Source organism: Candidatus Goldiibacteriota bacterium (assembly GCA_016937715.1).
Taxonomy (GTDB): Bacteria; Oederibacteriota; PGYV01; order PGYV01; family PGYV01; genus PGYV01.
Map to the genome: position 1 here is coordinate 1 of JAFGWA010000032.1, position 11,946 is coordinate 11,946.

Genomic DNA, 11,946 nt, shown 5'->3' on the forward strand with positions numbered 1-11,946 from the left:
GATTAATAACTACCCGAGAGGAATATTCGGATACAAGACAGCCAATGACATGATAATACAAAATGCTACAAGGAAAATGTGTGGGATATTTGAAGTGGTGCAATAAAACTTGCAAGTTGCCTTATGGTTTTTATGGATAAAATTCCCTTGCCAAACGCTTTTCATTGTGATATTTTATCTTTCCACGGCATAAGTATGTTCTTTTACGTATTACAGGTGCGTAGAAGGCTTTTTATACCGTGGGAACCTTGCGAAGCCGGATTTATCCGGCTTGATAAAGCCGGGTGTTTTCCATCTAAAAACACTTGGATTTATTGTTATTTTTATTGTATTAAGGCGCATAATAATTTTCGCCGAAAAAAACATTTTTATGAAACGAAAGGAGTTACTGCATGAGGACGTATGAAGCAATTGTTTATTTAAGGCCGACTTTAACCGAAGAGGAAATAAAGACCGTTTTGGCAAAGGTTAAGAAGACGTTAGAAGAGGTAAAAGGCGAAGTTGTTGAAGAAAAAGCGCCTGAAAAGAAAAAACTTCACTTCTTTATGAAAAAGTTCAAGGACGCTTTTGTATATTACATCAAATTTAAAGTGGATGAAAAACAGGTACTTGATGTAAGGGAAAAATTAAGGCTTACCGAAGAAGTCATAAGGTTTATGGTTTCCGGTGAAGTTGTTATTAAGATGAAGAAACAGAAGGTAAGAAAACCGAAGAAAGCTGCGGTAGAAACAGCGGTTGAAAAGCCGGCACCGGCGGATGTTCCTTCTGAAACACCGCAGGGCGGCGGGGAACAGGCATAAAGCGATAAAAGGGAGGTTTGCGTTATGGCTAATTTAAACAGGGTACTTCTTATGGGAAACCTTACAAGGGACCTGGAGATAAAGTACGTGAAGACGGGGCAGCCGGTTACAAATATCAGGCTTGCTGTCAACCGCGCTTACACGACGCAGACGGGGGAAAAGAAAGAAGAAGTTTGTTTTGTGAACGTCGTGGTGTGGGGCAAGCAGGCGGAAAGCTGCCACACATATTTAAGGAAAGGTTCTTCCGTGTTTATAGAAGGAAGGCTGCAGTCCAGAAGCTGGGAATCGGATGACGGAAAGAAAAACAGCATTCTTGAAGTGGTGGCAGACAGGGTGCAGTTCCTTGACAGAAAAGGGAAAAAAGATGAAGAATTTACCGGCGAGGATGATACGCAGGGCGCTGACGCGCCGGGCGGAACGCCTTCCGGCGGGGATGATGCCCCGTTCTAGAAATTAAAAAAAATATAAAGTGATCCAGGAGGATATATAAATGGCAATGAAACCAGCAGCAGGCGGTATGAAAAGAAATTTTGTGTTCAAGAGGGCAAAAAAGAAAAGGTGCAAACTTTGCACCGCGGGAAAAGATACCGTTGATTATAAAGACGTGGATTTTCTCCGCGGCTTTATCACTGACAGGGGTAAAATTATACCAAGAAGGGTAACCGGCAACTGTGCCAAACATCAGCGCGCCGTTACAAGGACTGTAAAGAAATCAAGAGAAGCGGGATTGCTGCCCTTTACGGCTGAATAAACAAAAAAATGGCGGGCGATATACTTTTTTTTCTGTCCAGCCTGGCTTTTTTATTTCTTTTTTTTGGCGCCCTGGATTTTTTTATGCTGGGGCTTATTAAGCGGCAGGTTGGATGGGTTAAGGTAATTGTTCTTGGCACGTGTTTTGTGTTTGTGTCGGTTCTGGCGCTGTATCTGGTATTTAAAGTTTCCACGGGCCATGATATGAAAGAGTACATGGACCGGGAGCTTAAAAGAAGTGTGGAAACGGCGGTGGAAGCGCAGATAAAAGCGGGGCTTCCCGAAGCGGATATTCCGGCTGCCAAAGCGCAGGTGGAATTGTTTGTGGTTAAGATGGCTCCGGCGTGGTCTTTGTTAAGCGTTCTTTTTATGGTGTTTTTAAACTACGCGTTCACCAGGATGTACGCGCTGAAAAGGTTTGGCATAGAGCACAAAATGGCGCCTTTTTCTTTCTGGCGGCTTGACTTAAAAGTAATGTGGCTGGCACTGGCGGCCATGGCTGTTCTTGCGGGTCACGATTTAATAAATAATGAAACTTTTCAGACGGCAGCGAAAAACGTGCTGGTTGTACTTGGAAACCTTTATTTTCTTATAGGGCTTGCGGTTATCACCTTTTTTATGGATAAAAAGGGAATGCCGGGCTTTGTGAAAATACTTGTTTATATGTCCGCGGTATTATTACCGCTTATGTCAGCGGTACTTATAGCGGCGGGCGCGCTTGATACATGGTTTAATTTCAGAAAGGCAAAAGTAATAAACATTAAAGGATAAAAAAAACCGTACGGAGGTAATCATGGAAGTTATATTAAAAGAAAACGTAAAAAAATTGGGAAACGCAGGGGACCTTGTAAAAGTAACTGACGGATACGCCAGGAATTTTCTTTTTCCGCAGAACATGGCTATGCCTGTTTCTGACAAGAATCTGAAATCCATTCAGGAAGAGATGAAAAGGCGTTCTGTCAAGCTTGAAGCAAAAAAAGACAAGCTTAAAGAAATGGCCGGGCAGCTGGAAGGCAAAGAATTCACCGTCAAGAAAAAAGCATCCGCGGATGACAAACTTTTTGGTTCTGTTACCGAAGTTGATGTTGCGGAAGCAATTAAGGCGGCAGGTTTTGACGTGAATAAAAGCAATATAAAGATGTCCTCGCACATTAAAGAGCTTGGAAATTTTGCCGTAAAGGTAAAACTTAAAGGCGATATAGAATCAAATATAGTGCTTTGGGTGGTTAAAGAAGCCTGAACTAAGCATGGCAAAGGCGGGCTTTAATGTCGGATAAAACAACTCAGGGGAAAGTGCCTCCGCAGAACGCGGAAGCTGAACAGTCATTGCTTGGCAGCATTCTTCTGCGCGGCCAGGCTATTGACGTGGTTATACCTATAATTACAGCCGAAGATTTCTATGATGTAAGGCATAAGAAGATATATACGGCCATGTTTGAACTTCAGACGGTGGGCGGCGCGATAGACAGCCTTACCGTAATTGATAAACTAAACCGCACCGGAGAGCTTGAATCTGTGGGCGGGGCCACTTATATATCGGACCTTTCAAATCTTATGCCCACGTGGATGCACGTGGAAGATTACGCCAAAATAATCCGTGAAAAATCCGATTTAAGAAAACTTATAGGTATTTCCGCGGAAATACTGGAACGGTCTTTTGACGAAGAAAAACCTTCCAGGGAAATAATTGAAGCTGCGGAAAATCAGATATTTTCCATAACGGAAAAAAGCAGGGGTTCGCTGCGCGAAGTAAAAGACATGATTCACGATGTTTACGTGCAGATGGATGAAATGGGAAGAATGAAGGACGAACTTATAGGCCTTGAAACCGGCTATAAGAAAATAGACGAAGCAACGTCCGGGCTTACAGGCGGGTCTCTGGTGATTGTGGCCGCAAGGCCGTCTTTGGGAAAAACATCGCTTGTGTTAAACATCGCGCACAGGCTTGCCACCAGAAAACAGAAGAATATCCTTTTCTTCAGTTTTGAAATGAGCGCGGAAGACCTGATAAGAAGGATGCTTGCAACCGGTTCCAGGGTAAGCATTCAGAAGATAAGGACCGGCAAATACATGACCAAAGAAGAAAAACAGAAGATACTTGACGCGGCAGGGGTGCTGTCCGAAACAAGGATGTTTATAGACACGGATGATAACGGAGTCTTTGAAATGCGCGCCAAAGTAAGGACCATAATGTCGCAGTTAAAAAGGGAAAATAAGTCGCTTGACCTTATAATTATAGACTACATGCAGCTGGTAAAACCGGACGCGTCCATTAAATCGCGCGAACAGCAGATTTCCACCATATCAAGGGCCATGAAAGCAATGGCAAGGGAAACAAATATACCGGTAATCGCGCTGTCGCAGTTAAACCGTGAATCGGAAAAAAGGGACCGCACCAAAAGCGGCAAGAGAATAGAGCCAAAACTTTCAGACTTACGCGAAAGCGGCGCCATAGAGCAGGACGCCGACGTTGTTATATTTATTGACCGTGATGATGAAAAAGACACGGAAGGCGTGGAACAGCAGGGCGGCGCGGAGCGGTTTGTAAAGGTAAGGCGCTGCAGGCTTATTATCGCGAAAAACAGAAACGGCCCCACGCTTACGCAGCCTGTACTTTTCCTTCCGGAACTTACATGCTTTGAAGAGACCACAGAACTTACCAATGACGAGGCTTTCAGCTGATGCGTCAAAAATACGCGTGCAACGCGTGCGCCCAAATAGACATGGCCGCGCTGTCGCACAATTTTATTCTTGCCGGCAGGCTGTCAGGCGGCAGGGAAATAATACCGGTAATAAAAGCCAACGCTTACGGGCATGGCTCTGTTGAAGTTGCATCTTATCTGGCTGAAAATCTTGGCGTAAAAAGGCTTGCGGTTGCAAGGGTAAATGAAGGTATTGAAATCCGGTCGGAAAATATAAACGCTTCCATAATAATCCTTGGCGGTTTTTATGAAGGGGAGCTTCAGGAATTAATTCAATATAACCTTGAACCTTCTGTTTATGATATGCCTTTGCTGCGCCTGCTGGCCGTAAAAGCCGCGGCGGCAAAGAAAATAATAAAAGTGCACCTTAAAATTAATACCGGAATGAACAGGCTTGGCGTTAAGCCTGAAAAAGTCCCTGAATTCATAAATTTTATCAGAAGCAGTAATTTTCTAAAACTTGAATCTGTCTATACTCATTTCGCAGACGCAGACCTTGCCAATGACAAAAGGACAAAAAAACAGGCATTAATACTTGAATCTTTAAGAACGGCAGCCGGGCCTGATGTGTTATTTCACGCTGCCAATTCCGCTGCTATTTTAAAATACCCTTTTGCTCATTTTGACGCGGTAAGGCCGGGTATAATGATGTACGGTTCTTACTGTGATAAAAAAACAGCCAAGTCATTATTACCTGTGATGACTTTAAAAACTTCCGTGGCGCAGGTGATTGAACTTAAACCCGGCGATAAAGTAAGTTATGGCGGCAGGTACACCGCGCGTAAAAAAGAATACGCGGCGGTTATTTCCATAGGCTATGGCGACGGCTTCCCGCGTTCTTTATCGGGTAAGGGCGAAGTTATGATTAACGGCAAAAAAAGAAAAGTGCTTGGTACCGTGTGCATGGACCTGACAGTGGTACAGGCGGATAAAAATGTAAAACAGGGCGATTCGGTGCTTGTTTTTGGCAGGGACGGGAAAAATATTATGCCTGTGGAAAAAATGGCGGACGGCGCCGGCACCATTGCGTATGAAATTTTTACCGGAATATCCGACAGGGTAAAAAGAATTTATAAGTATTAATTCATGATTCCGGAGCTTAAATGATTATACTTGGAATAGATCCCGGCACCGCGCGCTGCGGTTACGGGGTGATAGAAAAAAAGGGAAGCGCTGTCAGGCCCGTGTCTTATGGGCTGATAGAGACGGATAAAAATCTGGAACCCGCCTTAAGGCTTAAAAAGATATATAATGAACTTTCTGATATAATAGATAAATATAAACCGGAATTTGTGTCCGTGGAAAAACTTTTTTTTAATAAGAACGTTACCACGGCGATAAGCGTTGCGGAGGCAAGGGGCGTAATTCTTCTTTCCGCGGTTTTGGCCGGGGCGCAGATAAGGGAATACACGCCGATGCAGGTTAAGATGGCGCTTACCGGTTACGGCAAAGCGGATAAAAAGCAGATGCAGAATATGATAAAAATGCTGCTTGGTTTAAAGGCTGTCCCAAAACCGGATGACGTGGCTGACGCGCTGGCAATAGCGGTCTGCTGTTCCAGTTTTTATAAGCTTGAAAATCTTAAAATCGCAGGCGGTAAAAAATGATAGCGTTTGTGGAAGGAAAAATAGACAGCCTGGCGGAAAATTACGCCGTTATAGACGTAAACGGATTGGGCTACGGGATATTTATTTCCGCTTCAACTTATTTTGATTTAAAAGACGTTACGGCGCCGGTCAGGCTTTATACGTACATGAATGTCAGGGAAGACGCGCAGGAATTGTACGGCTTTATTACACCGCAGGAAAAAGAGACTTTTTTAATGTTAATCTCCGTCAATGGCATAGGCGCAAAGGCGGGAATGACCATACTTGGCAATATTACAATAGACGCGTTAAAGCGTGCGATTGGCAGTGAAAATATTGAAGCGCTTACAAAGATACCGGGGCTTGGCAGAAAAAAAGCGGAACGCATAATACTTGAACTTAAAGACAAATATAAAACCATGGCTGTAAAAGAACCAAAGGGTGAAAATATTCCCGATGAGGAAGAATACATACAGGTTTTAACCGCGCTTGGTTTTAATTACGGGCAGGCAAGGGAAGCGTTAAAAGAAGCGTTAAGGAGTATTGAAGGGACTGCGGACAAAGAAAAAGTAATTAAGGAAGCGTTAAAAAGGCTGGGGTAGTTTGGATGCTTGGACGCTTAGAGGCTTGGATGCTCGGTTAGGAATTGGTAGGCGCACCCTTTTAGGGTGCGGCAGTTGGTTTAAAAAAGCAGATAACCAGAAGCGGTAAGACGGGTGTTCGGTTTAGATTTGGTAGGCGCACCCTTTCAGGGTGCGGCAGTTGGTTTAAAAAGCAGATAAGCAGAAGCGAAATGTTAAAGAGCGGTTAGGTTTAGATCTGGTAGACGCGGGTCTTTAGCCCGCGGTAGTTGATTTAGTTCTGGTAGGCGCACCCTTTCAGGGTGCGGCAGTTGAATTGAAAAATATAAACAACGCGCCTTAAAAGTCGCGGCTACCAAATCGATACAGGTAAATGGAGAAATTGGATGAAAGATGACAAAGACACAGAGCGCATAGTGGAAGGGTTTGCGGAGCCGGAAGAGCGGGTACGGGAAAACGCTTTACGGCCCAAACTGCTTACCGATTATATAGGGCAGGAAAGCGTTAAAGAGAAACTTAAAATATTAATTGAGGCGGCTAAGAAAAGAAAAGAACCGCCGGAGCATATTTTATTTTACGGGCCGCCCGGTCTTGGAAAAACTACATTATCGCACATCATTGCCAATGAACTTGGCGTAAATATTAAATCAACAGCAGGGCCTGTAATAGAAAAAGCCGGCGACCTTGCGGCTATTATCACCAACCTTGAAGAAAACGACATTCTGTTTATAGACGAGATACACAGGCTTAATCATTCGGTTGAAGAAATAATGTATCCGGCGCTGGAAGACGGCGTGCTGGATATTGTAATAGGCAAGGGGCCGTCCGCAAAAACATTCAGGATAAATCTGCCTAAGTTCACGCTTATAGGCGCGACCACAAGGGCGGGCATGATATCCGCCCCTTTAAGGGAGCGTTTTGGCGCTGTGTACAGGGTGGATTTTTATGATACCGATTCCATAGCAGTTATTTTAAAACGTTCCGCGGAAATTCTTGGGGTTAAGTCCGACAAAGAGGGTATATATGAAATTGCAAGGCGCTCGCGCGGGACACCAAGGGTGGCTAACAGGTTATTAAAACGCGTAAGGGATTTCGCGCAGGTTAAAGCACTTGGCGTTATTGACGTGAAAACCGCAAAGGCCGCGCTTGCCATGCTTGAAATAGATGAAATAGGGCTGGATAACATGGACAGAAAAGTCATAACAACAATAATAGAAAAATTTAAAGGCGGCCCTGTGGGAATTGAAACAATTGCGGTGGCGGTATCTGAAGAAGCCGATACAATAGAAGATGTGTATGAACCGTTTTTAATTCAGCTTGGCTTCATTCAAAGGACATCATCCGGACGCAAGGTAACAGATAAAGCGTACGAACATTTTGGATATAAGAAACCGGAGAATGGGGAATTATTTTAACTGACAGGTAACAGCTGACAAGTTACAATTGACAACTTACAGCTAAAAAGGAGAATATCTTGCAGGATAAAAATATCAGGATCCGCGTGGCGGGGATATGCCTGGATAAGAAAAACAGGCTGCTGCTGGTAAACCATCAGAAGAACGGTAAGTCGTACTGGCTTTTGCCTGGCGGCGGCGTGGAATATGGGGAGACCCTGCATGAAGCGTTAAAGCGTGAGTTTATGGAAGAGATGTCTTTAAATATAAAAAAGGCGGGGGAATTGCTTTTTGTCAATGATTCCATCTACCCCGGAGGAAAAAGGCACGTAATTAACATGTATTTTAAGGTGCGCGTTTCCGGCGTGTTAAAACCTAACCCTGACCACATCCTGAAAAATGCTGTTTACATGGAAAAAAGTGAATTTAAAAAAATACTGTTTTATCCGGATATAAAAAATGATATAATGCGTATGTGGTCAAATAAGTTTATGAAACAGGCGGGATATTTAAAAACTAAGTGGAAAGACTAAGGGGAGGTATTGATTATGGAAGGTTTAAATATTAAGGTTACGGATAAAGGTGATATAAAAGTGGTAAGCTGTCAGGGTTACATTGATACCACCACGTCATCCCTTCTTGAAAATAAAATGGCTGAACTTATTCAGGGCAAAAAATTCAAAATAATAATGGACCTTGGGGAAGTGGATTACATAAGCAGCGCCGGCTGGGGTATCTTTATCAGCGAAATTAAGAATATAAGAAAGAATAAAGGCGACCTGAAACTTGTAAATATGAAGCAGGAAGTAATGGAAATATTTGAACTTCTGGATTTCACGAACATCCTTGAATATTACAAAACCGCGGACGAAGCAGCAAAAAAATTCAAGTAAACTATGGCTAAAAATTACCCGCAAAAAGTGGTCTTAAGGAAGCCAAACGCAAAGGCCGGCGGGCAGTCGGGCAAAAAAACAATCCTCTATTCAGCTGCGGCAGCAGTCTATATTATAAGCGCTGTTGTGAAATTCCCGGACTTACAAATTCCAGTATTTATATATCCCATACTTTACGGTATATTTTTTACCTATGTGTATTTCACGGAGAAAAAAACAAGAAAGACAGACAAGCCGTTTCAGCTTAAAGCCGCGTTTGGGGTATTTGCCGGGTGCGTGCTTGCCGCCGCGCTTACCGGCGGATATCTGTCACCGTTATTATGGTCAATGTATATTCTTGTTTTTGTCCTTTTAAACAGGGGGTATCACGCTTACGGCGGGTTAATAACGCTTTTGACGCTTGTTGCGGTTTTAAGGACCGGCGGTACAGAGCCGCGGTTTTTAATATTTAATGCTGTGGTGGTTGGCTTCTGCGCGGTGCTGTTTTTAACCCGCAGGGAAAATAAAGGCAGCAGGGAAAAGATGATATTTGGGGTGTCTGATACCGGAAAACAGCCGGATGATTTAAAAACAGTGGCCGATAATATGCTTAAAAATCTCTATGATGTTTTCCGCCGTTCCATAAAAAGCGAATCGGTGATGCTTTTTCTGCGCGACCATGATGATGAAAAAAAGTTTCTGCTGATGATGAGCGTCTGCGGTGAAGGGCTTGTAACCGACCCGGAATATAATGTCGGTATCAAGGAAGGGGTGATAGGCAACGCTATTTTAAAGGAAGGGTTTAATGTCTTTGATGTGGAAGGGATTCATAAGCCCTATTATAAAAGCGGCGAGGGTGGGGAAAAACTGGCGTCTGTGCCGGTAATTTTAAATAAACTGATAGGCCTTATAGTCATGGATTTTAAAAAAGAAAACTTTACGGATAATGACACGGTAAGGCCTATGATGGAAGCGCTTGCGCGTGAAACCGGCAATGTGATAGAAATGCTGGAAATTAACCAGAAGACTTTAAGCAAAGAACGCAGGGTTTCCAGCCTTTATGAAATATACGGAAAATTAAACCTGCTTGAAGGCAAGCATAAACTGCTGCAGACTTTTTTTAATGAATCAAGGTCGTTTGATATCGTGTCCGCGTACGTGGCTGAATCCACGGGTGACGGCAAAACGTTTCAGGTGACAGAGACTTTTAACTATCCTGAACGGGTGAAAGGTTCGCTGGTGTCGCCAAAAGAAGATGAAATACTGCGGTATGTCATAGATTCGGGTAAAAGCTCCGTGGTAAACGGTTTAAAAGACCGCGGCCAGAAGATAAATTTCGGCGTAAGGTCGGATAAATTTCTTATAGCGCCGTTAAGGGATGCCGATGAAATATACGGCGTGATAAAACTGGACAAAGAAGAAGGGGCGTTTTTTACGGAGTTTGAAATTAAAACGCTGGAAATGCTGTTTTCCAGAATCGCAATGCTGCTTCAGAACGCCAAACTGTATGAAAAAATAAAAAAGCAGGCAACCCGAGACGGCCTTACAGGCCTTACAAACCACCTGACTTTTCAGGAAAAATTAAGGGAAGCAATTGACCGTGTAAATACCGGCGGCAGCAAGTGCGTTTCTCTTCTGCTAACAGATATAGATTTTTTCAAAAAGTTCAATGACAGCTACGGACACCAGGAAGGCGACAGGGTTTTAAAAAAAGTGGCGGATATGCTCATGCACTTTGAACACACGCATCACGGCACTTTCGCGGCGCGCTATGGCGGCGAAGAATTTGTTTTTGTCCTTGAAAACTACGACCTGGACAGGGCAGCCGGAATAGGCGATGAAATAAGGCGGTACTGTGAAAAAAATCTTCAGGGCGGCAATGATAAGGAACAAAAAGCAATTAATTTAAGTATCGGCGTGTGTTCGTATCCGGCGTGCGCCGAAGACGCCAGAACGCTGATAATGAACGCCGACGAAGCGCTGTACCTTGCCAAACACAACGGCAGGAACAGGGTGGAAAAATACGTAAAATCCGGAAGCTTAGAGGCTTAGAGGTTTGGATGCTTGGATTTTGTTTTGGTAGACGCGGGTCTTTAGCCCGCGGTAGTTTGTTTTGCCTTGGTAGGCGCGTCCTTTTAGGGCGCGGCAGTTGCAGTTTGTCTTTGTAGACGCGGGTCTTCAGCCCGCGGTTGGAGCGAGCATGCGCAGCGTAAACCCCCGTGATGAAGCGAGCGTGCGAGCGAAAGTGTTAGGGGGCAGTTATATTTGAAGTTTGTTTTTTCTGTTTTTCTATCCCTTGGTTGTTTGTGTCTTATTGATATCTGTATCTGAATTTGCCTTCGTAGGGGACGCGCTCCCGCGCGTCCCGTGTATTTATGTTTAACCGTTTCTCCGTTTTGTCGTTTCTGCCGTTACCTGGCCTTCAATGCTCCGCCTGTATAACATTGTTATTACGTAATAAATTATGTTAATATATTTTTGTTTTTAAATAAAACATAGAGGGCCGGAGCTGATGCAGTACCTGTATCTTGATGAAAGCGGAGATTTAGGTTTTGATTTTGTCAATAAAAAACCTTCCAAATTTTTAACCCTGACAATATTGTCCGTCATAGGCGTTGATAACAATAGAAAGTTAATTAATACGGTAAAGAGGACAATAAAGAAAAAAGTAAACATAAGAAAACCTTCAAGGATTACAGAACTTAAAGCCAGTAATGCCCCTAAAGAGGTTGTAGAGTATTTTTTACGGAAACTGAATGACATTGAAATAAGGGTTTACAGCCTTACGTTAAATAAAAAAAGGCTATATTCTCATTTGTCGCAGGACAAAGACAGGGTTTACAATTACATAGCAAGGCTTGTAGTGGATAAGGTGGAACTTAAAGAAGGGTTAGGCTGTTTGGAATTTATTGTTGATAAAAGCAAAAATAAAAAAGAAATAGGAGATTTTGACAGTTATATTAAACGGCAGATGCAGGGAAGGGTGGATCCCGAAAAGACAAGGTTAATAATAAAACATGAAGATTCATGTGTTGTTCAGGGGCTGCAGGCAGCCGATGCGATAAGCTGGGCTATTTTCAGAAAGTATGAAAGAAAAGACGGATATTGGATAAGGATAATTAAAAGTATTATTTGCTATGAAGATATGTATCTGCCATGAAAATAAAAAAAGAGCGCGCCCGACAGGCTTCTGATGTCCGTGCTGTGGCCCACACTATGGAAGGGAACACACGGAACAACCTGCCAAGGTCTTACCGCTCA

The 11,946-nt window shown here is 43.4% G+C and carries 13 protein-coding genes and 1 pseudogene; all 14 read left to right on the forward strand.

The genetic code is table 11. The features are described 5' to 3' along the window. The first annotated feature begins 392 nt into the window (after positions 1 to 392). Positions 393 to 800, forward strand: a pseudogene (gene rpsF, locus JXR81_03985) (30S ribosomal protein S6). A gap of 24 nt (positions 801 to 824) precedes the next feature. Continuing rightward, the gene (gene ssb, locus JXR81_03990) at positions 825 to 1,250 is read left to right on the forward strand and encodes a single-stranded DNA-binding protein (protein MBN2754007.1); all 426 of its coding nucleotides are present in this window, start codon (positions 825 to 827) and stop codon (positions 1,248 to 1,250) included. A gap of 67 nt (positions 1,251 to 1,317) precedes the next feature. Further along, a complete protein-coding gene (locus JXR81_03995) occupies positions 1,318 to 1,551 on the forward strand; it encodes a 30S ribosomal protein S18 (GenBank protein MBN2754008.1) in 234 nt (77 codons plus the stop codon). A gap of 8 nt (positions 1,552 to 1,559) precedes the next feature. After that, a complete protein-coding gene (locus tag JXR81_04000; GenBank protein MBN2754009.1) occupies positions 1,560 to 2,321 on the forward strand; it encodes a DUF2232 domain-containing protein in 762 nt (253 codons plus the stop codon). Between the two features lie 22 nt (positions 2,322 to 2,343). After that, positions 2,344 to 2,790 (forward strand): 50S ribosomal protein L9, encoded by a 447-nt coding sequence (locus JXR81_04005; protein MBN2754010.1) that lies wholly within the window; start codon positions 2,344 to 2,346, stop codon positions 2,788 to 2,790. Between the two features lie 26 nt (positions 2,791 to 2,816). Next, positions 2,817 to 4,232: a replicative DNA helicase gene (gene dnaB / locus JXR81_04010; protein ID MBN2754011.1), complete on the forward strand. Its 1,416-nt coding sequence runs from the start codon at positions 2,817 to 2,819 to the stop codon at positions 4,230 to 4,232. Beyond that, positions 4,232 to 5,335, forward strand: a complete 1,104-nt coding sequence (alr, locus tag JXR81_04015; GenBank protein ID MBN2754012.1) for an alanine racemase — start codon at positions 4,232 to 4,234, stop codon at positions 5,333 to 5,335. Before dnaB ends, alr begins: the two co-directional genes overlap by 1 nt. 20 nt (positions 5,336 to 5,355) lie before the next feature. Continuing rightward, positions 5,356 to 5,859, forward strand: coding sequence for a crossover junction endodeoxyribonuclease RuvC (gene ruvC / locus JXR81_04020; protein ID MBN2754013.1), 504 nt, complete (start codon positions 5,356 to 5,358; stop codon positions 5,857 to 5,859). After that, positions 5,856 to 6,440, forward strand: coding sequence for a Holliday junction branch migration protein RuvA (ruvA, locus tag JXR81_04025; GenBank protein ID MBN2754014.1), 585 nt, complete (start codon positions 5,856 to 5,858; stop codon positions 6,438 to 6,440). The genes ruvC and ruvA overlap by 4 nt, the downstream gene beginning before the upstream one ends. A gap of 365 nt (positions 6,441 to 6,805) precedes the next feature. Continuing rightward, the gene (ruvB, locus tag JXR81_04030) at positions 6,806 to 7,834 is read left to right on the forward strand and encodes a Holliday junction branch migration DNA helicase RuvB (protein ID MBN2754015.1); all 1,029 of its coding nucleotides are present in this window, start codon (positions 6,806 to 6,808) and stop codon (positions 7,832 to 7,834) included. 59 nt (positions 7,835 to 7,893) lie between these two features. Beyond that, the gene (locus tag JXR81_04035; protein MBN2754016.1) at positions 7,894 to 8,346 is read left to right on the forward strand and encodes an NUDIX hydrolase; all 453 of its coding nucleotides are present in this window, start codon (positions 7,894 to 7,896) and stop codon (positions 8,344 to 8,346) included. 15 nt (positions 8,347 to 8,361) lie between these two features. Further along, positions 8,362 to 8,706, forward strand: coding sequence for an STAS domain-containing protein (locus JXR81_04040; protein MBN2754017.1), 345 nt, complete (start codon positions 8,362 to 8,364; stop codon positions 8,704 to 8,706). Between the two features lie 3 nt (positions 8,707 to 8,709). Then, on the forward strand, positions 8,710 to 10,737 hold the full coding sequence (locus JXR81_04045) for a diguanylate cyclase (protein MBN2754018.1): 2,028 nt from the start codon (positions 8,710 to 8,712) through the stop codon (positions 10,735 to 10,737). Between the two features lie 460 nt (positions 10,738 to 11,197). Further along, positions 11,198 to 11,845 carry a DUF3800 domain-containing protein gene (locus tag JXR81_04050; GenBank protein MBN2754019.1) on the forward strand — a complete coding sequence of 216 codons (648 nt, stop codon included), beginning with the start codon at positions 11,198 to 11,200 and terminating at the stop codon, positions 11,843 to 11,845. Positions 11,846 to 11,946 lie beyond the last annotated feature (101 nt).

Coding starts and splice junctions, on each gene's coding strand:
- JXR81_04000 (MBN2754009.1), top strand. CDS start 1,560: ATGGCGGGCGATATACTTTTTTTTCTGTCCAGCCTGGCTTTTTTATTT.
- ruvB (MBN2754015.1), top strand. CDS start 6,806: ATGAAAGATGACAAAGACACAGAGCGCATAGTGGAAGGGTTTGCGGAG.
- ruvA (MBN2754014.1), top strand. CDS start 5,856: ATGATAGCGTTTGTGGAAGGAAAAATAGACAGCCTGGCGGAAAATTAC.
- ssb (MBN2754007.1), top strand. CDS start 825: ATGGCTAATTTAAACAGGGTACTTCTTATGGGAAACCTTACAAGGGAC.
- JXR81_04040 (MBN2754017.1), top strand. CDS start 8,362: ATGGAAGGTTTAAATATTAAGGTTACGGATAAAGGTGATATAAAAGTG.
- alr (MBN2754012.1), top strand. CDS start 4,232: ATGCGTCAAAAATACGCGTGCAACGCGTGCGCCCAAATAGACATGGCC.
- dnaB (MBN2754011.1), top strand. CDS start 2,817: ATGTCGGATAAAACAACTCAGGGGAAAGTGCCTCCGCAGAACGCGGAA.
- ruvC (MBN2754013.1), top strand. CDS start 5,356: ATGATTATACTTGGAATAGATCCCGGCACCGCGCGCTGCGGTTACGGG.
- JXR81_04050 (MBN2754019.1), top strand. CDS start 11,198: ATGCAGTACCTGTATCTTGATGAAAGCGGAGATTTAGGTTTTGATTTT.
- JXR81_03995 (MBN2754008.1), top strand. CDS start 1,318: ATGAAAAGAAATTTTGTGTTCAAGAGGGCAAAAAAGAAAAGGTGCAAA.
- JXR81_04005 (MBN2754010.1), top strand. CDS start 2,344: ATGGAAGTTATATTAAAAGAAAACGTAAAAAAATTGGGAAACGCAGGG.
- JXR81_04045 (MBN2754018.1), top strand. CDS start 8,710: ATGGCTAAAAATTACCCGCAAAAAGTGGTCTTAAGGAAGCCAAACGCA.